The sequence below is a fragment of the Paenibacillus canaveralius genome (assembly GCF_047238265.1).
Lineage (GTDB): Bacteria > Bacillota > Bacilli > Paenibacillales > NBRC-103111 > Paenibacillus_F.
Genome location: NZ_JBDFMM010000001.1, coordinates 3175730 through 3199940, shown reverse-complemented (window position 1 = coordinate 3199940; position 24211 = coordinate 3175730). Strand labels below are relative to the sequence as shown.

Here is a 24211-nt window from a genome sequence, read left to right as displayed (position 1 = left end):
AGGAGTGGAAAAAAACATGATGCTGGGACAAGAGGAAAAAGTGTTATCCCCGGCCGACCTGCTCGATAGGTATCGCGAAGGTTCGGCGTTTTATTTCGGATCGCCCCGCCGTACGCTGCTTGCCGAAGGGGAACTTGTGAAGCTTTCCGTTGAGGGAAAAGGGGAAGAACTGGAACGGCTGCCCCGCCGGGTCGCCGACCTGCTGGCGGGTGTCCGCGCGGGAAATTCCGCGGAAGCCCTGATCGTAGGCGCGATTCCGTTCACCGTGAACAGCGGCGTCAGACCGGAGTTGTTCGTACCTCGGCAAACCCGGTGGGCGGGTCCTTTGGCCGAGGCGGAGGAGGCTCTCGCCGATCTTGCGGGCGATATGGACCGTTCTGTTTTTGCCGGGGAAGCGCAAGGCGAATCCTTCAACATCGTTTCGTTTCCGACGGAATCCGATTACGAGGCAGCGGTGCGCAAAGGACTGGAACAGCTCCGGTCGGGCAAACTGCGCAAAGTCGTGCTGTCGCGTTCGCTGCGGCTGGAAAATTGCCCGCCCGTTCAAACGGGGCGCCTCCTCCGCCGCCTTGCGGCAGCCAACACGCGGGGCTACACGTTTGCCGTTCCTTTACGGGGACAGCAGCCTTTGGCGGCGGGCAGCGAACACAGCGCCCGGCAGGACGCAGGCACGGCGGAGGCAGTTGCCGCCCGCACTCTGATCGGCGCCAGTCCGGAGCTGCTTGTGGCGCGTTCGGGCCGGCTGGTCACGGCCAACCCCCTGGCCGGTTCGGCGGCACGCAGCAGCGACCCCGCCGAGGACAAGCGGCGCGCAGACGCGCTTCTGCAGTCGGCGAAAGACCGCCACGAGCACGCGGTTGTAATCGAGGCGGTAGCCTCCGCGCTCCGGCCTTACTGCCGGAAACTCGACGTGCCGGCCGAGCCTTCGGTCATCGGGACGAAGACAATGTGGCATCTGTCCACGAAGGTGACCGGAGAACTGCTGGAACCGGCGGCAAGCTCCCTTGAGCTGGCCGTCGCCATGCACCCGACTCCGGCGGTGTGCGGCACCCCGACGGGTCCCGCAAGAACCGCCATCCGCGAGCTGGAATCGTTCGACCGGAGATATTTTACCGGAATGGTCGGCTGGTGCGATGCGGCGGGTGACGGGGAGTGGGCGGTTACGATCCGCTGCGCGGAAATCGGGGAAGATGCCGTGACTTTATACGCGGGCGCCGGCATTGTGGAAGGCTCGGACCCGGCTGCCGAGCTGGCCGAAACTTCCTCGAAGCTCAAAACGCTGCTTCTTGCGATGGGAATGGACCCGGAGACGGCAGGCAGCGTCGGCGGAGGAGGGAAAGGCGTATGAGCGAAGATTATCCGTACTGGCCGGACGAGTTCGTCCGGAAATACCGCGAAGCGGGCTGCTGGCGGGGTGAAACGTTCGGCGGCATGCTCCGCGAACGCGCCGCGGCTCACGGCAGCCGAACCGCGATTGTCGGCGGCGAGGAGCGTGTAAGCTACGCCGAGCTGGATCTGAACGCCGACCGGCTGGCCGCCGGATTGAAAGAACTCGGAATCCGGAAAGGCGACAGGGTCGTCGTTCAGCTTCCGAACGTGCCGGTTTTCTTCGACGTGATTTTTGCGCTGTTCAGGCTGGGCGCTCTTCCCGTTTTTGCGCTGCCCCTTCACCGCCGGAGCGAGATTGTCCATATCGCTTCATATTCGGAAGCCGCGGCATATATCACCATCGACAAATACGGCGGTTTCGATTATCGTAAGCTCGCTTCCGAAGTGAAAGGGGAAGTTCCGGGCCTTCGTCATGTTCTCGTAGCCGGAAATCCTGGCGATCATCGGAGCCTGGAGGATATGTATGTCAACGAGATTCCGGCTGTTCCGGATAAGCTGCATCCCTTGTCCTTAAACGCTTCGGAGGAGAAGGCGGCAGATTCGGAAGTGCAACCGGATGCCGGGCCTTCTCCCGGAGACACCGCTTTTCTTCAATTATCCGGCGGCAGCACGGGACTTCCCAAACTTATCCCGCGTACGCACGACGATTATATATACAGTCTTCGCCGCAGCGCGGAAGTGTGCGGACTGGACGGCGCCAGCGTGTATATGGCTGCTTTGCCTGTCGCTCATAACTTCCCGCTGAGCTCTCCCGGTGCGCTCGGCACCCTTTATGCCGGAGGCACGGTCGTCCTGGCACGATCAGGCAGCCCGGACGAAGTGTTTCCGCTGATCAGGAAAGAAAAATGCACCATAGCGGCAGTCGTTCCGCCGCTCGCGCTCCTTTGGCTGGAAGCCGCCCGGACAAGAGGTGAAAGTCTTCATCCGCTCCAGGTCCTTCAAGTGGGCGGAGCCAAATTCAGCGAGGAAGCGGCGAAACGCGTCAAACCCGAGCTCGGCTGTACGCTCCAGCAAGTTTTCGGCATGGCCGAAGGCCTCGTGAATTATACCCGGCTGGATGATCCGGAAAGCATCATAACCGCCACACAAGGACGGCCCATGTCGCCCCTCGACGAAGTGCTGATTCTCGATGACGAGGATCGCCCGGTAGAGCCCGGTGCGGTCGGCCATCTGCTCACCCGCGGGCCTTATACGATCCGCGGCTATTACAAGGCCCCCGAGCATAATGCGCGGAGCTTTACGCCGGACGGCTTTTACCGGACGGGAGATCTGGCCCGCCTTACAGCCGAAGGGTACCTCGTCGTGGAAGGCAGAGACAAGGACCAGATCAACCGCGGAGGCGACAAAGTAGGCACGGAAGAGGTAGAGAACCACCTGCTGGCCCATCCCGCCGTCCGGGACGCCGCTATCGTGGCGATGCCCGACGAGTTTCTGGGCGAGCGTTCCTGCGCGTTTATTTTATCGAGGGAACCTCATACGGGGAGCGATGAGCTGCGCTCTTTCCTGCGGAGCCGCGGCCTGGCCGCTTACAAAATTCCCGACCGGTTCGAATTTATCGATTCGTTTCCCCAGACGGGAGTCGGCAAGGTGAGCAAAAAAGATCTGCGCCAGCGTATCGGAGCTCTGCTTGAACACGAAAACGGAATTAAAAGCTAGATTCGCACAGCGGGTTATCAGGACAATAGCCCCGCTTATTTTATAAAGCATGACAAGGAGAGGATTATAATGGCAATACCTTTAGTAAAATCATACCCCATGCCTGCGGCGGCGGAGCTGCCGGCTAACAGGGTTTCCTGGACACCGGACCCGTCCCGGGCGGCTTTCCTCATCCATGACATGCAGCAGTATTTTATGGCCTGCTTCGAGCCGGGCCAATCGCCCGCATCGGAACTGACGGAGCATATCCGTCTGCTTGCGGAGCGCTGCAGAGAACTGGGAGTACCGGTTATTTACTCGGCCCAGCCGGGTGCGCAGACACCCGAACAGCGCAGGCTGCTTCAAGATTTCTGGGGTTCGGGCATCGGTCCCGATCCGCGGGAACAGCAAATCATTGCGGAACTGGAGCCCGGTGAGAACGATATCCGGCTGACCAAGTGGCGCTACAGCGCATTTCAGAAGACGGATTTGGCCGAGCAGATGAAGGCGATGGGCCGGGATCAGCTGATCATTGTCGGAATTTACGCCCACATCGGCTGCCTGATGACGGCCTGCGAGGCTTTTATGCGAGATATCGAGGCGTTTATGGTCAGTGACGCTCTTGCGGATTTTTCCCGGGAGAAACACGATCTGGCGCTGCAATATGCAGCCGAGCGCTGCGCGGTTACGCTGACGACGGAACAACTGCTGAACCAGTGGGCAAAAGAAACTTCCGGCGCAAACTCCGGAAAAACCGAAGCGGCGGCCGCTTCAGCCGGATCACGAAGCTTTAACGGAGAAGCCGCCGGTATCGCCCAAACGGCAGCTGCCGCCGGCCGTAAGGACGGCACTGAAGCGATAAGCGCTTCGGATCCTTATGCTTTTGCCTTATCGGCTCTGCGGCAGCAGGTGGCCGGGCTTTTGCGGGAGCGGCCGGATGCGATAGGGGACGAAGATAATCTTCCGGAATACTGGGGACTCGATTCCATTCGTATTATGACACTGGCTGAACGCTGGAGAAGCCTGGGGGCTGAAGTTACGTTTGCGGAACTTGCCGAAGAACCGACACTGCTGGCATGGAGCAGGCTGCTGGCCTCAAGAACCGCAGCCTCCGTCCCGAACGGGGATTATTACGACGCGGCCGCAAGGGGGGAGCGCTGATGATAGGGAGCGCCCTCCGGCTGCCGCTTTCGGGCGCCCAGCAAGGAATCTGGTACGCGCATCATATGGACGAAAAACGTTCCGTTTACAACACGGCGGAATGGCTTGAAATCCAGGGAGACATGAACGAAGAATTTCTGGAGAAAGCGATATACCTGACGGTGCAGGAAGCGAAATGGCTGCACGCCCGTTTCGGTGAGGACGGGGAAGAACCTTGGCAGGAGCTTGGATCCGAGACGGACTGGACTTTGCTGAAGATGGACGTCAGTCGGATGAAGAATCCCCAGTCCGAGGCGGAAGCCTGGATGCGCCAGGATTTGCAGAAGCCCGTGGAACTTACGGAAGGCCCGTTGTTTACCCAGGCGCTGATCAGGCTGGATTCCGACCGCTGGTGCTGGTATCAGCGCATTCATCATATTTTGATCGATGCTTACGGGTATGCGCTGCTGCACCGGAGAGCCGCTCAAATTTATACGGCCCTCGCCGAAGGCAGGCCCGTGCCGCCCGAAAATTTCGGTTCACCCGGGCAGGTGCTGCGGGAAGAGGAAGCTTACCGGGCATCCGAACAGTTGGAGCGGGACCGGACGTTTTGGCTGGACAAGCTTGCTGGCGCTCCCGACTCCACCGTAATGGGCAGAGGCGGAAACAGTCCGGGCGGCGGCACCCTTCGCCAGTCGGGACGGCTTGCGGCCGCGGTAAGCCGCAAGCTGACCGAATCCGCCGCGGAGGACGGGTTCAGCTGGGCGGAAGCGGTCCTTGCGGCCGCCGCCGCTTACGTGCACCGGATGACGGGCTCGGAAGCTGTCCGTCTCGGCCTTCCTTTAATGAACCGGCTGGGCAGCTCCGCACTGAATGTACCCGGTATGGTTATGAACGTCCTGCCGCTGTGTCTCACCGTCAAGCCGGAAATGAGCTGGGGAGACTTAAACCGGCAGGTTGCCGCTGAACTGCGTCAACTCCGCAGGCATCAACGCTACCGGCAGCATGATCTGGTGAGAGATCTGGGGCTGCTGGGTGAACGGCGCAGGCTTTACGGACCGATGATTAACATTATTCCGTTCGTGGAAACTCCGTCCTTCGCCTCGGGCGGAACGGTGCGGCACTCGCTTTACGCGGGTCCTGCCGATGACTTGTCGCTGCAGATTTATGAAGCTTCCGGCGGTGACGGGCTTCAGATCGACTTCGATGCGAATCCCGGCATCTACAGCGAGCAGGAGCTTTCGGGCCACAGGCGCCGTTTTCTCAGCTTCCTGGAATCCGCGGCTTCCGCCGGCCCGGAAACATCCGCGGGTCTGCTGGACATGCTGCTGCCTGCGGAGAAGGATCTGCTTCTGAACCGCTGGATCGATACCGCCTGCGACGTGCCGGCAGATTCCCCCGCGGAACTGATCCGCCGGCGTGCGGAGCTTTCGCCTCATGCGCCTGCCGTTCTGTGCGGCGGACAAACGCTGACGTACGCGGAGCTGGACCGCCGGGCTGCCGTTCTTGCCGCGGAGCTGAGGCGACTCGGAATCGGCCCGGAGTCTATCGTGGCGATTGCGCTTCCGCGGAGCGAGTCGGCCGTCGTTTCCATCCTGGCGGTTCTCCGGCTGGGGGCGGCTTATATGCCCGTCGATCCCGATTATCCGGCGGAACGCATCGCCTACATGCTGGACGACGCGAACCCGGCCTGCGTCCTGACGGATTCCGCGTCGATAAGCTCGCTGCCGGATACGGGAAGCGTATCTCCGCTTCTGCTCGATCAGCTTGGGCACAATGACGCCCCGGTCCTTGCCGGCTCCCAGCCGGGAACAGGCAACGGTGTCCCTGCGGATGCCGGATGTCTTCCTCTGCGGCCGTCCCCGCTCAACCCTGCCTATGTGATCTATACCTCCGGCTCCACCGGCAGGCCGAAAGGCGTGCCCGTTACCTACGGGGGCCTCGCCAATCTGCTCCACGCCATGCAGGAGAAGTTCCGTCTGCAGGAGGGAGACCGTTTCTTGTCGGTGACGACCATCGCGTTCGACATTTCCGTGATGGAAATATTACTGCCGCTCACCGGAGGCGCCTGCCTGGATATCGCATCCCGGGAGCTGATTCTCGAACCGGGGGCTTTGGCCCGCAGAATCCGGTCCACAGGCGCTTCTATCATGCAGGCGACGCCGACTTTGTGGCAATCGCTCGTGACGGCAAGACCGGGACGTCTTGACGGACTGCGTGTTATTGCGGGAGGGGAGGCACTGCCCCTGAGTTTGCAGCTGGCCCTTCAGGAGCTCGGCTGTGAAGTGCACAATCAATACGGCCCGACGGAAACGGCCATCTATTCTACCGCGGCCGCACTCCCTGCCGGTTCGGCGGTCAAGCCTCCGATCGGACCGCCGATCGCCAACACCCGGACGTATATCCTGGATGCCGGTCTCCAGCCTGTTCCTCCCGGAGCGGAAGGAGAACTGTACATCGCCGGAGCCGGGGTCGCCCGAGGTTATCTGAACAAACCCGTTCAAACGGCGGATCGTTTCGTAGCCGATCCATGGGGAGAACCGGGTTCCCGCATGTACCGTACGGGGGATCTGGCCCGCTGGCTTCCCGACGGAAGCATCGATTATCTGGGGCGGGCGGATCATCAGGTGAAATTGCGCGGCTTCCGGATCGAGCTTGGGGAAATCGAGTCGCGTATCGCGGGCCAGCCGGGGATTGCACAAGCTGCTGTGGTGGTCAGGGAAGATAAGCCTGGTGAGCGCAGGCTCACGGCTTACATCGTGCCTGAGGAGCTTCATGAACCGGATCATGCCCAATTGAAAAAAGAGCTTCAGCAGGAGCTGCCCGAATATATGGTTCCGCTCGTCTGGGTTACCCTGGACAGCCTGCCGCTGACGCCCAACAAAAAGGTGGACCGCAAGGCACTGCCCGCACCGCAAATATCCGGCACCGGAGAATCGTCTTCCGCACGGACGCCTCACGAAGAACTTCTCTGCCGGATATTCACGGAGGTGCTGGGGATGTCTTCCGTCGGAATCGACGACGACTTCTTCCGTCTCGGCGGTCATTCGCTTCTGGCCGGTCGGGTGGCTCTGCGCATCCGCGAGACGACGGGGGTGGACGTGCGGTTATCCGGCATATTCGAAGCGCCGACGGTGCGTGAACTCGCACAGCTGCTGGGCCGAAAGGGGACAGCTGTCCCGCCGGTCGTTCCGGCCTCTCGGGGAGTAACAGTCCCTCTTTCGAGGGCGCAAAGACGATTATGGTTCCTGTACCGCCTGGAGGGGCCGAGCTCCACTTACAACATCCCGCTGGTGTGCTCGCTTTCCGGGAAGCTGGACCATCAGGCGCTTAAGAGGGCTCTTATCGACGTGCTCGGACGCCACGAGCCGCTGCGCACCGTATTTCCGGAAACGCCCGACGGCATGCCTCAGATTCGCATTATGGAGCGTGAAGATGCGGCCAACAAGTTCGTGTTTCAAGAAGTTCCGGCACACGGCCCGGACGGAGCCCGCTGGCAGGAAACGCTTGACCGGGAGGTTCGCCACGGATTCGAGCTGTCTTCCGAACTGCCGCTGAAAGCGGTCCTTTTCGAGCGGGAAGAGGGGGAACACGTCCTGCTGCTGGTCGTGCATCATATCGCGGCCGACGGCTGGTCGCTCTCGGTCATCACGTCCGATCTTTCCGCCGCCTATTCGGCACGGATCGCGGGACGTGAACCGTCACTCGGCGATACTCCGGTCCGTTACGGCGATTTTACGCTGTGGCAGGAAAAGCTTCTGGAGGAAGAGGGCGAACCGGACAGCCTGATGGGAAGCCAGCTCGCGTATTGGAAAGAGGCGCTGCGGGGTCTGCCCGAAGAGCTGCCGCTGCCGGCCGATCATGCTCGTCCGTCCGTCTCCGGACAGGCCGGAGGCGTGATTCCGTTCCGGATCGGCGAGGAACTGCACGCGCAGCTGCTTGAACTCGCGGCCGAAGGGAAAGCCAGCCTGTTCATGGTGATGCACGCGGCGCTGGCGGCGCTGCTGTCCCGGCTGGGCGGCGGCGAGGATATTCCGGTCGGAAGTCCGGCCGCAGGCCGGCCTGACGAGGCAACGGGGGCCCTCGTGGGCATGTTCATCAACACGCTCGTGCTCCGGGCGGATCTTTCCGGACAGCCTACGTTCCGCGAGCTGCTGGCTCGTGTCCGGCAGACGGACCTGGGTGCCTACGAGAACCAGGAACTGCCGTTCGAGCGGCTGGTCGAAGCGCTGAGCCCGGCCCGTTCCCGTTCCCGGCATCCCTTGTTTCAGATTATGATTGTGCTGCAAAACACACCGGCCGCCAGACTGGATCTGCCGGGAATCGCCTCCAAGCTGGAGCTGCGGGGGACCGGTTCCTCCAAGTTCGACCTTACCTTCGAGCTTACGGAAAACCGCCGGCCTGACGGAGAACCGTGCGGCATTGAAGGCCTGCTGGAGTACAGCGCGGATTTATACCTGCCGGACACGGCAGAGGCGCTTACCCGGCGGTTCCTGAAGCTGCTGGAACAGGCGGCGGCGAAGCCTGATGAGCCGATTGGGCGCATAAGCGTACTACTGGAGGAAGAGAGGCTGGCGCTCACGGCGAAACCGGAATTCCCGGCGTCGAAGCGATCGGCCGCGGGCGGCGACCCGTCTGCCGCCGGCCGCACTCTTGCGGAGCTGTTCGAAGGGCAGGCCGCACTGCGGCCGGATGCTCCCGCCGTCGTGTACGGCACGCAGGTGCTGAGCTACCGGCAGCTCAATGAGAGGGCCAACCGGATCGCCCGCCTCCTGATGGAGGAAGGAGCCGGACCCGAGCAGTTCGTCGCCTTGGCTCTGCCGAGATCGGCGGACCTCCCGGCAGCCGTGCTGGGCGTTCTGAAAACGGGCGCGGCTTATCTGCCGCTTGATCCGGATTATCCGGCCGACAGGCTGGCTTACATGCTGGAGGACGCGGGGCCTTCGATTCTCGTTACTTCGGCGGACGCCGCCGCAAGTGTGCCGGAAAGCGACAGTCTTAAAGTCGTGGTGCTGGGCGATTTTGCCTGTGAGGAACGTCTGCGTAAGCTCCCGGATTACGATCCCGATGCTCTACTGCGGGAAGGAAAACTCCATCGCCTTCATCCCGCGTATCTCATCTATACGTCGGGCTCGACAGGCCGGCCCAAAGGGGTCGTGATTCCGCACGAGAACGTGATCCGGCTGATGGAATCGACAGAGTCATGGTACGGTTTCGACGAGACGGACACCTGGACGCTTTTCCACTCGTATGCTTTCGACTTCTCGGTATGGGAAATGTGGGGCGCACTCTTGTACGGAGGGAAGCTCGTGGTCGTGCCGTTTTCCGTAAGCCGGTCGCCTTCCGAATTCCTGGGTCTGCTGGAAGAGCAGGGCGTAACGGTGCTCAATCAGACGCCTTCGGCTTTCTATCAGCTGATTCAGGCGGACCGGGAGCATTCCGGGAGAGCTTCGGCTCTTTCGCTCAAGCATATCATATTCGGCGGGGAAGCGCTTGATCCCGGTAAGCTGGAGGAGTGGTACAGCCGCCATGCGGACAATTTTCCCAAACTCGTTAATATGTACGGCATTACGGAAACGACGGTACATGTGAGCTACTATCCGTTAGACCGCCGGATTGCGGCGGCAGGCCCGGGCAGCGTAATCGGCGTACCGATTCCGGATTTGGACGTATACGTGCTGGACGATAATCTGGAGCCTGTGCCGTTCGGCGTCAGCGGGGAAATGTACGTGTCCGGCGCCGGGCTCGCAAGAGGCTACTGGAACAGGCCCGAGCTGTCTGCCCAGCGGTTTGTGGCCGATCCGTTCGGTCCGTCGGGAAGCCGGATGTACCGGACAGGGGATCTGGCCAAGAGATTTGCCGACGGCTCCCTGGAGTACCTGGGCCGGGCCGACCAGCAGGTGAAGCTGCGCGGATTCCGGATCGAACCCGGCGAAATCGAAGCCGTGCTGGAGAAGCATCCGGCGGTTGCCCAGGCGGCCGTCGTGCTGCGGGAGGACCAGCCGGGTGACAAAAGGCTCGCGGCTTATATCGTTCCCGCGCAAGCCGGCGAAGCGCCGGACACGGGGATGATCCGTCTGCACGCCTCCGCGGCGCTGCCGGATCATATGGTCCCATCCGGCATCGTCGTGCTGGACAGCCTGCCGCTGACCGTTAACGGCAAACTGGACCGCAAAGCGCTGCCGGCACCCGTCTACGCTTCCGTATCGGGCAGCCGGAGTCCCCGGACGCCGCAGGAAGAAGTGCTCTGCGGGCTGTTCGCGGAAACGCTCGGGCTGGAGGATGTCGGTATCGACGACGGATTTTTCGAACTGGGCGGACATTCGATGCTGGCCGTCCGTCTCATGAGCCGGATACGGGAAGTGTGGGGCAAAGACCCCGGTATCGGTATCCTGTTCGAAACACCGACCGTTGCCGGACTTGCCGCAAGGCTGGAGGAAGACACGGGCGACGGGGCGCTGGAGATGCTGCTGCCGCTGCGGTCCCACGGTTCCGGAGCTCCCCTGTTCTGCGTGCATCCGGCCGGAGGGCTCAGCTGGTGCTATGCCGGCTTGATGAAGCACCTCGATCCGGACGTTCCGATCTACGGACTTCAGGCGAGAGGCATAGCGGGACCGGACCGTCTTCCCCAGACGCTGGGCGAGATGACTGAAGATTATATCCGCTGCATCCGCACCGTCCAGCCGGAAGGCCCGTACCGCCTGCTCGGATGGTCGCTGGGAGGCAACGTGGCGCATGCCATGGCCGTCCAGCTTCAGAAGGAAGGCCAGGCGGTCGAGTTTCTGGCCATGCTGGACGCCTATCCGAGCCATTACCTGCCGCTTCGGGGCGAGCCGGATGAGGAAGAAGCGCTGACCGCGCTGCTCGCACTCGGCGGGTATGATCCCGACAGCATCGGCGACGGGCCGCTGACGATGGAAACCGCGATCGAGATTCTGCGCGGGGACAACAGCGCGCTGGCTTCGCTGAGCGTCGAGACGATCCGCCAGCTGCGCGTTACCTACGAGAACTCGGTCAAGATTTTGGCGGCCTACGTGCCGGAGAAATACGAGGGCGATTTGATGTTTTTCCATTCGACGATCATTCCGGACTGGTTCGATCCTATCGACCCCGACATGTGGATTCCATTTGTGGGAGGAACAATCGAGCGGCATGATATCGCATGCCGGCATAAGGATCTGTGCCAGCCGGGACCATTGTCGATCATCGGCCGCATGCTGGCCGGAAAGCTGTCGTCCGCGAAAGCGGAAGAGGAGGAGGGGAGTTTCTATGGCTAATCCGTTTGACGATCAGAGCGGCACTTTCCGGGTTCTGGTTAACGGCGAAGGGCAGTATTCGCTTTGGCCCGCTTTCGTCCGGACACCGGACGGCTGGACGGCCGTTCTGGAGGAAGGCACGCACCAGGAGTGCCTGGATTATATCGAGAGCAGCTGGACCGATATGAGACCGGCCAGTCTGCGGGAGTAGCGAGGCACAGAAATCGGATAGAAGCGGAGTTATCCGTCTGCCGGTAATCCGCTTGGCTGCCTGTTCAAACTGCAGGAAACTAAAAATTACGGACGGTTTCGGGTAGTATTGCCCGGATACCGTCTTTTTTTTACGGTCTGGGCTTGCTTATTCTAATGGTTTTTGGAAGAACGGCAACCTGTTCCGTTTACGCAGAAATAGGCCTTTTTTAAGCAACGGGCCGGAGGCAAAATAAATTCTTAACAACGAGCGTCCTCCGTCCGGGAGGACTTGTTCCGCATCCGATCCCGATCTCATTCCGGTACGCTTGCCGGGGGAGATTCGGAAGCCTATACACCGGCAAGGGCGACCCCCAGCCTCTTCATAAAACCTTAAAATTCGACGAAACGCTTGCCGTTGACATTAAAAATTAAAGCGCTTATTGTTCTAGTTGAATTGGGGCCGGTTGATGGTTGTTCTGATTCACAGTGAATCTTTATTCCGGTTGAGCACAAGGATATCATTCGGATCTCCGTCATAAATTAGAGTTATAGCGCTTTAATTTTGGTGGAGGCAATTCGGGTGAAATGCGTAAGGGAGGTGGCCGGAAGCGGGATAAGATAGGCTGGCAGCGACGTTTACCGAATAACGAACGCAATTTTGAGAGGAGAAGGATTCTATGAAGAAAAGATTGCTGGAATTAAGCACTTGCGCTTGTCTGTTAGGCAGTTTGATAGCAGGACCGGTGACGGCTTCCGCTCAGGAAAACGTACCGGCTTCATCCATCCAGACCGAACCCGTTTATGAGGGGAGTTCCAACGTTTCGATTGCCGCAACCGCGTTGAAGCCGTTTCCTCAGCATGTTTCCTACACCTCCGGCACGATCAAGCCCAACCATTTTACACAGGATCAGATGGATAAGCAGGTAAAGCAAAAATATGACGAATGGAAATCCAGATACCTTATCAAGCATCCGAAAATTTCGAACCAGTATTACGTTTTTTATAACCGGGAAAAAATTGTGGACGATCCGAAAAATGTGGTGTCCTGCTCGGAAGGCCATGGCTACGGGATGCTCATTACCGCTTATATGGCGGGACACGACGCCAGTGCGCAAACTTATTACGACGGTCTCTACCGGTTCTATAAAGCTCATCCGAGTTCGGCTGACCCCGCTTTGATGGCTTGGCAGCAGGCTAAGGACTCGTCGGGCAACATTGTGGACAGCTCAGGCTCCTATTCCGCGACGGACGGGGATCTGGACATCGCTTATTCCCTGCTTCTTGCCGATAAACAGTGGGGCAGTTCGGGGGAAGTCAACTACAAGAGTGAAGCCGTCAAGATGATCAATGCGATCCTGAAGCGCGACGTGCACGCCAAACAATTTCATCTGAAGCTGGGCGACTGGGCCTCCGACAGCGATTCGAAATACGGACCGGGCACGCGTCCGTCGGATTTCATGCTCCATCAACTCAAAGCGTTCAAGGACGCGACCGGTAATGCGGATTGGGACAAAGTAATTGATACGACCTACAAGATCATCAACTCCGTCTATAAAAAGCACTCGCCGAAAACGGGGTTGCTTCCGGATTTCGTCGTCCGTAAATCGGACGGAACATACGCACCGGCTCCGGATAAATACCTGGAACAGACGACGGATGACGAATACAGCTGGAACTCCTGTCGTACCCCGTGGAGAATAGCGACGGATTATCTCATCAGCGGCGACACACGCGCTTTGGAGCAGCTCCGCCAGATGAACGGATGGATTCAGTCCGCAACGGGCGGCAAACCCGCCAAAATCGGTTCGGGCTATGATCTGAAAGGCAATGTGAAAAAATCCGATCACGCCATCGCGTTCACGGCGCCGTTTGCGGTAAGCGCGATGATAGACTCGTCCAATCAGCAGTGGCTGAACAAACTGTGGAGCGACATCGTCGACTCGCCTACCTCGGACAGCTATTATTTCGACAACAGCATCCGGCTGCTGAGCATGATCGTCATTTCCGGCAACTGGTGGACACCCGGCGAATAACAAGCAATGAGCGAAAAGCGCCTGCTGTATGCAGGCCCTTTTCTTGTGACCAATAGAGAGGGATGTGGGAGCGGAATGTGTGGAAGCGCCATACGATTGAGTAAGAAGCTTTATCGCGTTTTAACGGTACTGACGATGTTTGCCGTCCTGTTTTCAAGTACGGCGGGCAGCCTGTTTGCCGCTGCTGCGCCGCAGCAGGCGGCAGCGCCTGCCCAACCAATTGCGGAGCAGCGGGGATCGGGGGATGTGCAGTCCGACCAGGGAGTTATCAACGCTACCTACGGAGTAGACCGTCCGTCCCTGGGTCAATGGAATTTCCGGAACGCCGGTACGGGCGACAACGGAATTTACCGTTCGACGGGCGGAGTTTACGGCTCCGCGTCTACGTTCCGCAACTCCGGAGGCGTATTCGAGTACGTGGAAGACGACACGCTGAGCTATCAGGGCTGGGATGAAGGGAACGGGGTCAAGTACTGGCTGGCTGCCGTCCCGACCAAAGGATTCCGCAGCATCACCCTGTCGTCCCAGCAGAACTCTTCCGGATCTGGACCGCGGAATTTTAAAGTCGAGATCAGCCCGGACAAGCGGACATGGATCCCCGTGGCCGATCTTGTGATGGCCAAATCGTCGTACAACTGCAGCGGAGATTCCTGCAAATTGAACGATTTGCCGCTTCCTTCCGAAGCGGATAACCGGCCTATGCTGTATATCCGCTGGATCGTCAGCTCCGACGAAAAAACGTCCGGCGGGCCGGGCATCGGCGGAGCGGGTTCGAGCCGGATCCGCGCCGTAGAAGTGAAAGGAGAGCGCATCGGCGGCTCGGATATTTCGGAGCCCACGGTGGCAGTAGCGGAATTTCCGGGAGACAAGTCGGAAGAAATTTCGGCGGACCGGGAAGTGTCCGTGAAATTCAATAAAAAAATCGCTCTGGAGAACGGAAAGCAGGTAGTCATAGCGGACGAGAACGGAAACGCGTCCGAAACCTCTCTCCAAGTATCCGGCGATACACTGGTAATCAAGCATACTCCTTTTGCGTATGAAAAGACGTACACGGTCTTGATTCCGAAAGAACTTGTAAAAGGAGCTGATAACGGGCATCCGCTTGCCGAGGATATCACCTGGAGCTTCAAGACCCGAACCTCGCCCAAAACGCCGAAGCTGCTGAACATGACGTTTAACGGGGACCCGAAAACCTCGATCGGCTTTGCCTGGTATACGCCCCAAGACATTTCGGGAACCGTGGTTCAGGTCATCGAAGCATCCGAAATGAAAGGCGGCGTGTTTCCGGAAGCGAAAGCTTCCGTATATTCCGGCAGCACGGACGTCATCGAAACTTATTTCGTCAAAAGCGACCGGGATACCGACAAAAAGACGAAATTCGCCAGCCACAAAGTAACGGCCGACAAGCTTAAACCCGGCACGGCATACAAGTACCGGGCGGGCAACGGCGACCCGGACGGCTGGGGACCGGTCGGATCGTTTACGACCGACGAAGCCGGCAACGAAGATTTCCGCTTTATTGTGGGGTCGGATTCCCAAGGGTCCAGCAAGTCTTCTTTTGAATTATGGCAGGATACTTTCCGTAAAGCGGTGGACAAAGCCGGACAACCGAAGTTTTTTATGGTTACGGGGGACCTGGTGGACAACGGGGATTTGGAGCAGCAGTGGCAGTGGCTGCTGGATACGGCCAAGAACGAGCTGGCTCACACGCCTTACGTGCCGATCCTCGGAGGGCATGAGGTTCACGACTACGAGGGTGACGAGAATACCGAAAACAACAACTTTTATTATCATTTTAATCTGCCCAAGCAGATCGTCCCGGGTACCCATGAAGGCTCGGTCTATTCGTTCGAATACGGTGACGCCCTGTTTATCCAGTTCAACACCCAGTTCGAAGGGGGACTGGATTCCAACGGCCAGGTGGAGTGGGTGGACCCGGAATTCACCGCCCAATTGGAGTGGATGAAGAACGTTGTGGCCCGGACGGACAAGAAATGGAAGTTCGTTTCGTTACACAAAGGGCCCTATTCGGCCGGTGACAATGCCGGGGAATGGGAAGGCGAACGGATCGCCTTTTACAAGAAACACTTAATTCCGGCATTGGATCAAATGGGCATTGATGTCGTATTCGAAGCCCACGATCACATGTATATGAGATCTTATCAGATGCTGAACGATGTTCCGATAAAAGACATCAAGGAAGATGGAGAAGGCAATGCCCTCAATCCGCCGGGAACCGTTTATCTGATGACCAATACGGTCGGAAGCAAATTTTACGAGAAATACAAGGGGTACGACGATTATTTCGCCAAGATCAACGAGCAGCCTTTCAAAAAGATGTTCACCGATGTTTCCGTGTCCAAAGACGTGATGAAATTCACTTCGTACACGGCAGCCAAGGGGGAAGACGTCAAGCCGTATGACGAGTACGGCATTAAACGGACCGACGAGAAACCGGCGAAAGTCGAAAATGCCGCCGTACAAAACGGAAGCGGCGGAGCGGTTCTGTCATGGAACGCTCCGAAGAACTCCAAAGAGCCGGTGAAAGGGTACCGGATTTACGAGAAGGACGATAAAATCCGTCCATTCTGGAGCGAATATGTGCCGGCCGATGCCAATTCCGGTACGTACAAGCTAGAGCTGGGCAAGCTTGATCCGCAGCAAAGCTATACTTTCTTCATTAAAGCTGCCGGAGTACGCACCAATTCCGATGCGGTGCAGATCGACGTCCGGAAAGATAACGGTTCGTCCGGCGGCGGCTCTTCCGGAGGAGACGGCGGATCATCCCTGCCGCCGGTAACTACGGTTCCGCCCGTCACGGGCACCAAACCGCCGGTGAATCCGGACGGCAAGCCAAAGCCGGATCCGGAGCCGAAGCCGGAACCTGCGAGAAAGACGTTCGCGGACGTGGACAGCCGCTTCGCATGGGCCAAAGACGCGATAGAACTTCTCGCCGGCAAAGGCGTTATCCAAGGCGTCACCGGCGACACGTTCGAACCGGCACGTCCGGTTACGAGAGGCGAATTCGTGACGCTGCTCGTGCGGGCGCTCGGTTTGAAGGCCGACACGGCGGGCCGCTTCGGGGATGTGTTACCCGGCGCGTATTATTACGATGCGGTCGGAACTGCGAAAGCGCTCGGCATCGCGGAAGGCACCGGTCCGGATACGTTCGAGCCCGGAGCACTCCTTACGAGACAAGACATGATGGCACTCATCGTCCGTGCGCTGAAGGCGGCCGGTTACGGCATTCAGCCAGGCAGTGCACAGGATCTGGCTGGTTTCGAGGATGCCTCCGAACTTGCTCCTTACGCGGTGGAGAGCGCAGGCGCCCTCGTTCGGGAAAAACTCGTCGAAGGCAGCGGAACGGGCATTATGCCCCGCGGCCTGACGACCAGAGCCGAAACGGCAGTGATCCTCTACCGGGTTACGAGCTTAAAATAAAAAGTCTGGCCACCTGTCCGCCTGGAGCGGACGGGTGGTTTTTTATCCGCCCGGTGCAAATCCACGCTGCCGCTTGCAAAAGCGAACCCTGTACGCTATAGTATATTTAATTAGATTATCTAACTAATAAGAGCGATAAGGTTATCTTTGAACAATCGAACGAAGAAACTGCCCACAGCGGAGAAGGGAGTACTGACTTTGAACAGAAAGCCCGCCAAAGAGTACACGACCGGTCAACAGCTTCCGAAGCTCGGAACGGAACCTTACCGGGATTTATTGGAACAGACCGCCGATCCCGGTACGGACCGGGAATCCGCTCTTACCGGCCTCCTTATGCTTTGGCTTGGGGATAGTGTTCTTGATGTGATGGATATTCATTTATCCGAATACGACATCACGGAGAGCAAGATGGATATTCTGCTGCTGATCTCCCTCCATCAAGACAAGGAGCTCGTGACTCCTTCCTCGATAGCGGACCGGCTCGGAATACGACGCTCGTCGGTTACGTCATTGTTGAACTGGCTCCATGAGAGAGACCTGATCATCCGCGAGCCGTACAGCAAAGACGGGCGGATGACACATATCCGGCTCAGTTCCGAAGGAAGCGGATTAATAAAGAGGGTGCTGCCGGTTTTCTGGACTACCTGCGCATCTCTTGTCGAGGAATTGGACAGAGAAGAGCGGGCGCTTTTCGATAAGGTGCTGGTTAAACTGAACGCAAAAATAGAAAAATGGCTCGGTACCGGCAGATAATTTTTTTGGTCATATAGTTAGATAATCTAATTACTTTTTCGAATTTTAATACATGAGGTGAAGTATGAATAGTCCGACTCAACTTACGGATGCTTCTGTCGTGCGCAGAAACTATTCCCTTATGACCGTGATTTTGTGCTGGTCCGGTCTTGTGGTCATGTCCAGTCTGTATGTGACGATTCCCCTGATTTCGGTTTTTGCCCGGTTGTATGACATTACGCCGACAGAGGCGGCCGCTGCGGGAAGCACGTTTTCGATCGGTTTTGCACTCGGGTGTCTGATTTATGGAGCTTTATCCGATAAATACGGACGTAAAAAGGTTATTTTTACCGGTCTCCTTGTGCTGGCATTTATTTCGCTTCTGTTAGGAACGGTTCATACGTTTGAGTGGATCGTGGTTCTAAGAGGATTTCAGGGAGCGGCGGCGGCCACTTTTTCCCCGGTGGCTCTTGCCTATGCCGTGGAAATGTATCCGCCGGAAAAACGCGTGACGACGATCGGGTTCATCAGCACGGGATTTTTGACAGCCGGCATTGCCGGGCAGGTGGTCAGCAGTCTCATCAGCGAACAGGCCGGATGGAATGCGGTTTTCTATGTGCTTGCCGGCGTTTATGCGCTGACTGCGGTTCTGGTTTATGCTTTTCTTCCGAAAGGAGGCATCCGGCAAGCTCACGCGAATATTTGGGAACCGATCAGACAGATCGGGCAAGTTTTTGTCCGCAAACAGCTTGTGCTCAGTTATGTGGTCGCTTTCGTATTGCTGATGTCTTTCGTCAGCATGTATACGGTTCTGGGCAGTTACTTAAGCAGCGCCTCCTTCAGTCTGGATAAACAAGGCATATTGGTTGTGCGGTCCATCGGAATCGCGGCTATGCTTCTGTCGCCGTTTGCCGGACGTGTTTCGAAACGCTTCGGCCTGCTCCCGACACTGCGCGGATTCCTGTCGCTGGCGGCAGCCGGATTGGCTGCGATGGGATTAATCTCCAACCTGACGGTTCTCGTGGCGGTAAGTCTCGTATTCGTGGCGGGCATCGCGCTGGCGGTTCCTTCGCTCGTGTCGCTCGTGGGTCAGTTGGGCGGTGATCTGCGCGGAATCGCGGTGTCCGTCTATACGTTTATTTTGTTTGCGGGAACGAGCTTCGGTCCGGTAATATCACTCTCTTTGATGAAAAGCGTCAGCTATCCCGTTACGTTCCTTCTGCTCGCTGCGATACTGTGCATTGGTTTGGCGGCAGCCTGTCTAATTAACCCGGAAGAGACACCGGAGGTCAAAAAAACGGGGTAAGCGGAATGTTTCAGCTGATGACGGAAGATTTTTACAGGAATAAAGCTGCCATCTGTCCGCCCGGGGCGGAAGGGCGGCTTTTTTTTATCCGCTTGGTGCAAATAAATGGTAATTAGTTTCTGGTAACGGCGGCATCGGTTGTGCTACGATTTCATCTAGGAACGGAGTGAAGGTATGGAGAAGACCAGACTACTGATTATCGAAGATGAAGCAGCCATTGCGGATTTGCTTGCGTACGGGCTGAACCGGGAAGGATTCGAAACGTTCACGGCCCATTCGGCGGCGGAGGGACTGCTCAAGATCGGCCAGGCGCGGCCCGATCTGCTTCTGCTCGACTGGATGCTGCCGGATCTGAGCGGACTGGAGGTGTGCAGGCAGGTGACGGCTTCCTATAATATTCCGATTATTATGATCACAGCCAAATCGGATATTACCGACAAGATTCAGGGGCTTGAATACGGGGCCGACGATTATATCACGAAACCGTTCGATTTGCGCGAGGTAGCCGTCCGCATCCGGACGGTGCTGAGAAGAGTCAGCCAGGCAAACGTACCGGCGGAAAAACCGGCGGGCTCCGTGATCCGGTTCAGGGGCATCGAAATCGTCGAGCACGAGAGAATCGTTACCATCGGAGGCGAGGCTGTCGATCTGACTCCCAAAGAGTTCGATCTTCTTCTCACACTGTACAAATACAGGGGGAAGATATTTACCCGGACGGAACTGCTGGATTTCGTGTGGGGCTACGATTATACGGGAGATACGAGAACGGTCGATATTCACATTCAGCGGCTGCGCAAAAAGCTGGGAGCGGGCGATCTGATCGTGACCGTATTCGGGGTGGGATACAAATTTGAAAAACAGGTGGATTAGTGTGTTAAGTGTGCTATCGACCATCAGAGCCAAATTTCTGATCGGCCTGTTCGTGATCTTTTCCGTTTCTTTTCTGCTGCTTCATCATTTTGTCGTCCGGATCATTGAAACCAGCAATGAAAAAATCATTACCCAGGACTTGGTTCAGCTCAAAAATAACAGCAGCATTTACGTCAAACAGGCGTTTATGATCAATCATTTCAACACGGACGACATGTACTTCCGGCAGATGGCGGAGGAAATGGTCCGGGATCTGAACCATGTCACTTCCAGCGATACAAGCGCTTATTCGATAGAAGGCGAACTGATCTACGCTTCGGATGAAGCAAGGTTTTTGTCCGCGGACCCGGAGGATCTTCAGCACGCGCTGGACGGAAAAACAGCCTACCGGATTCACTACATGGACGAGAAGGCGGAAGTGTTCTATGCCTATCCGGTTATTGTCGAGGGCAAAAATGTAGGCATTCTGCGTTTCGGCAAAGATTTTTCTTTATTGTATGAACAAAGAAAACATATCCTGGATGTGTTCTCCTCCGTAACGATTGCTATTTTTGTAGCGGCGTTCGTTTTTTCGTATCTGCTGTCCAGAAACATTACGATTCCCTTGATTAAGCTTACAAGAGCCTCATCGGAAGTGACGAACGGCAACTTGAATATCAAGATCGGCTTCCGCAGAAAAGACGAGATCGGGCAGCTTGCGCACAACTTCGGCAATATGATCGTGCAGATCAAGAAACAAATCCAGCGGATCAAAAAGGACCGTGACCGGCTGGAGGAACTTAACCGCCACCGCAAGCAATTTTTCGATAATGTCACGCATGAATTGAAAACGCCCCTTACTTCGATTATCGGGTACGCGGAGCTCATCCGGGAAGTAGGCAGCCGGGACGAAGCTTTTTTTGCCAAAGGGATGAATCATATCGTAAACGAAAGCAGGCGTCTGCACGAAATGGTGCTTCAACTGCTTACCTTATCCCGGGAAAACGGCGGACAAGACGAGACGGAAACGATCGAAGCGGGACAAATTCTGCACGACGTATGCGACGGCATGCTGCTGAAAGCCCAGCGGTACAACAAATCCGTTCATTGCGAGGCCGATGAAAATCTGATTCTGACCGCGGATCCCGATAAAATCAGGCAGGTTTATATCAATATTATCGACAACGCGATTAAATACGGCCGATCCCCGTCGGAAGTTCATGTCAAAGCCGAGAAGCTGCCGGAGAGCGTCGTGATCTCGGTGAAGAACGAAGGAGATACGATCCCGCCGGAGGCTTTGTCTAAAATTTTCGAACCTTTTTACCGGGTAAACGGACAGGCCGAACGGGAAGCCGGCAGCTGCGGTCTGGGCCTGAGTATCAGCAAAGCGATTGTGGAAGGAATGGGCGGTACGATACGGATGAACAGCGCCGGCGAAGTAACGACGGTCGTCATCGAACTGCCTTACGAAGCTTCGGGAGAGGGGGAAGCCCATGAATAAACGGCTCATGCGGAACGTGCCGTTTCTGCTTGTGGTCTTAACTCTGCTGGCGGGCTGCGCGGATTCGCCGAAGGCGAGAACCGTCGTGATCGGAAATACGGTAGAAGACGCGCAGAGTGAAGAGGACAGCACCGATTATTTTGAAACGAACAAAATATATAAGCTTTCCTTGCCCGGCAACAAGTCGGTGGATTTGTGGGGGTGGATGTCATCCCGCATGCTGCTCGGTTCCTACAAGAATGAGGGGATAGAGCATGATATTCAAACGGTGGATTACCGGAATCTGTCCGCCGTTAGCTTGACCCGGCTTGCGGGCAATACGGCGGCCGGCAAAGTTTCTCCCGACGGAAAGTATATGGCCTATATGGGGCAGTCCGGTACAAGGGAGACCTTGTTTATGCTCGATGTAAGCACGGCGCAAAGCTTTGACCTTGCGGTACCGGATTTCGGGAAAGCGATTACAAGTCCCATGTCCTGGTCCGGCAACAGCCGATACTTGTCTTTTACGGTAAAAAGCAAGGAGTACGGGACCGAGTCGGTCGTCGTATACGACATGATGAACCGGTCTTCGCAGGAAATCCCTCTGCCGAGGTGGCAGGAAAACAGCGAAGCGCCCGCTCCACGGTCGTTGAAACGCTATACCAAATATACGGTGATTTCGGTTAAATTCGCGGACGACGGAAACACGGCCCTGATGGGAAGGGTAGGCGAGGAAGGTTCGCATGTTACTCTCGGGGCCGTAACGGAGGACAAGTGGGCCCGGAAGTTCGAACATTCGGCGAGCGAGAGGCAGTTCGATTATGTGAACGACAGTCAAATTATTTTCCTGGATGCCAAAAATACATTGATGCTTTACGACTTGCGAGATGAGAGCACGGTTTCTCTTTCTGCGGGGATCAGCACTTTCCGCCTGTCCGGCGACAAGAAATATATCGCCTATACCAAAGACGAAGAATCTCTTTATGTCGCAAAGCTGCAAGGGAACAACATGATCAAGGAGAAATTGGTGTATAAGGGCCTCGTGCTGTCTCAGATGGACTGGAGTCCCGATAACAAGAAGATTTTAATAACGGGCTGGAAATCTTACGGTTTGGGGTCTTCCGCAAGCGGTGCGGAACAAACCCCGCTAGTGATCGAATTCAAATAAAATCCCTGTCTCCGTCAAGGCGGTGTGCAGGGATTTTTTCGTTAGGGCGCGGCTTTCCAAAGTTGGAAACATTTTGTTTACAAGTTAGAGAGCTTTCTTTTACAAGCCGGGTTTATAACTAGAGATAATACCTTTTAAGAATGGCGGTACAAATCATGTGAACTTATGGAGGAAGGCGGAATGAAAACGACGCTGCGGCTGATCGCGATCCTGCTGCTTCTTGCGATGACCGCCGCCTTCGGAGGAGGGGGGCTTAAGCAATCTCCCGGTTCCGGCGGCAGTTTAAGCATAAAGGACAAGACCGGCAAAAAAACCGTAGTCGTTTCCATGCTGTTTCTCGAAGACGTGTTTAAGGAGGCGGAGAAGAAATTCGAGGAAAAGCACCGGGATGTCGATATCCGGCTGAAGTACGTCCAAACCAAAGACGACTGGAAAGAAGGCGATCTGGAGAAGTTCGTCAAATCGGCGAACACGGACTTGCTCTCCGGTAACGGCCCGGACATACTCGTGACGGACCCGCTGCCCGTAGGGAAATACGTGAGCGGAAGTAGGCTCGTTAATCTGAGCGGCTTTATGGATCAGGACCCTTCCTTCCGGAAAGATCTGTACTTCGGCAACATTTTGGACAATCTCCAAACAAATGGAGCCCTTTACGGGATACCGGTGCGTTTCATGCTGGAAACCATGGTCGGAGACGAAGAGGCGGTCAAGAAGTCGGGCGCCCGTATTGACGATACCACATGGACTTGGAATGAGTTTGCCCGAATGGCCCGGACCCTCAAAAAAAGCGGTTCACCGGCCGCGTATGCCGCCAGTCCTCAAAGCCTGCTGACGGCAAGAGTCAGAGCCGATTATTCGGCTTTTGTGGATGAACCTCACAGAAAAGCGAATTTCGCTGGCGCTATTTTTATCAAGCTGCTGAAGGAGACCAAGGCGTTGTTCGACGGAAATCTCGTTACGGACAAGGCGGGAGACGCGTCCTTCAAAAGCACGTATATTCAAAATCCCGAGGAATTTTTCAGTTTTCCCCGGGCTTTTTACAAGCAGCCGGGGCTATATCGGATTCCGCTTGAGGAGGGGCAGAAGCCGGGCGGATTTTTTACGGCTTTTCAGACTCTGGGCATAAACGAGAAATCCCTTGTGAAAACGGAAGCCTGGGAATTTATCAAGTTTATGCTGTCCGAGGAGATGCAGGATTACAAAGGGCTGGACGGATTTCCGCTGAACAAGGCCGTATATGAAAAGCAGCTCGGTCAACTTCTGCAATCCGGCCGAGTCACGATCGAAGCCGGCCCCGACGAAGGCATGACCGTGGACGTTAACCCGGCGGACGCCGAGTATCAGAGACGGCTGATTTTGGAGCTGAGCAATCCGGTGTCTGTTAATAACTTTGTCGTCGAGAATACGCTGCTGACGGAAACCAAAGCGTTTTTCACCGGACAGAAATCGGCGGAAGAAACGGCCGAACGGATTCAGAATCGTATAAACGCTTATCTTAATGAATAACCGCCCGCGCTTCATGACCGGGACGTCTCATTCCGTATTTTAATGATTCATTCAAGCTTCTGATGATAGCGTCTGCGTGATCAG

13 protein-coding genes are annotated in these 24211 nt (G+C 56.8%); all 13 read left to right on the top strand.

Annotation, left to right across the window (positions count from 1 at the left end; all coding sequences use genetic code 11):
* Positions 1–16 precede the first annotated feature (16 nt).
* The 13 genes from dhbC to ABC395_RS14320 all read left to right on the top strand — a co-directional run bounded on the left by dhbC (position 17) and on the right by ABC395_RS14320 (position 24127).
* Positions 17–1348 (top strand): isochorismate synthase DhbC, encoded by a 1332-nt coding sequence (gene dhbC / locus ABC395_RS14380; protein ID WP_413004056.1) that lies wholly within the window; start codon positions 17–19, stop codon positions 1346–1348.
* On the top strand, positions 1345–3045 hold the full coding sequence (locus ABC395_RS14375) for a (2,3-dihydroxybenzoyl)adenylate synthase (RefSeq protein WP_413004055.1): 1701 nt from the start codon (positions 1345–1347) through the stop codon (positions 3043–3045). The genes dhbC and ABC395_RS14375 overlap by 4 nt, the downstream gene beginning before the upstream one ends.
* A 69-nt stretch (positions 3046–3114) precedes the next feature.
* Positions 3115–4185: an isochorismatase family protein gene (locus ABC395_RS14370; protein WP_413004053.1), complete on the top strand. Its 1071-nt coding sequence runs from the start codon at positions 3115–3117 to the stop codon at positions 4183–4185.
* Positions 4185–11441: an amino acid adenylation domain-containing protein gene (locus tag ABC395_RS14365; protein ID WP_413004052.1), complete on the top strand. Its 7257-nt coding sequence runs from the start codon at positions 4185–4187 to the stop codon at positions 11439–11441. The genes ABC395_RS14370 and ABC395_RS14365 overlap by 1 nt, the downstream gene beginning before the upstream one ends.
* A complete protein-coding gene (locus tag ABC395_RS14360) occupies positions 11434–11631 on the top strand; it encodes an MbtH family protein (RefSeq protein ID WP_413004051.1) in 198 nt (65 codons plus the stop codon). Before ABC395_RS14365 ends, ABC395_RS14360 begins: the two co-directional genes overlap by 8 nt.
* Before the next feature lie 658 nt (positions 11632–12289).
* Entirely contained in the window at positions 12290–13645 is a 1356-nt protein-coding gene (locus ABC395_RS14355; RefSeq protein WP_413004049.1) for a family 8 glycosyl hydrolase, read from the top strand.
* Between the two features lie 96 nt (positions 13646–13741).
* Positions 13742–17086, top strand: coding sequence for an S-layer homology domain-containing protein (locus ABC395_RS14350; RefSeq protein WP_413004048.1), 3345 nt, complete (start codon positions 13742–13744; stop codon positions 17084–17086).
* Between the two features lie 198 nt (positions 17087–17284).
* Complete coding sequence (locus ABC395_RS14345; protein WP_413004046.1) at positions 17285–17839, top strand: MarR family winged helix-turn-helix transcriptional regulator; 555 nt, start codon at positions 17285–17287, stop codon at positions 17837–17839.
* A 64-nt stretch (positions 17840–17903) separates the two neighbouring features.
* The gene (locus ABC395_RS14340) at positions 17904–19124 is read left to right on the top strand and encodes an MFS transporter (protein WP_413004045.1); all 1221 of its coding nucleotides are present in this window, start codon (positions 17904–17906) and stop codon (positions 19122–19124) included.
* Between the two features lie 174 nt (positions 19125–19298).
* The gene (locus ABC395_RS14335; protein WP_413004043.1) at positions 19299–19994 is read left to right on the top strand and encodes a response regulator transcription factor; all 696 of its coding nucleotides are present in this window, start codon (positions 19299–19301) and stop codon (positions 19992–19994) included.
* 10 nt (positions 19995–20004) lie between these two features.
* Positions 20005–21474: a sensor histidine kinase gene (locus ABC395_RS14330; protein ID WP_413006751.1), complete on the top strand. Its 1470-nt coding sequence runs from the start codon at positions 20005–20007 to the stop codon at positions 21472–21474.
* Positions 21467–22621 (top strand): hypothetical protein, encoded by a 1155-nt coding sequence (locus ABC395_RS14325; protein ID WP_413004041.1) that lies wholly within the window; start codon positions 21467–21469, stop codon positions 22619–22621. The genes ABC395_RS14330 and ABC395_RS14325 overlap by 8 nt, the downstream gene beginning before the upstream one ends.
* Positions 22622–22801: 180 nt before the next feature.
* Entirely contained in the window at positions 22802–24127 is a 1326-nt protein-coding gene (locus ABC395_RS14320; RefSeq protein ID WP_413004040.1) for an ABC transporter substrate-binding protein, read from the top strand.
* Positions 24128–24211 lie beyond the last annotated feature (84 nt).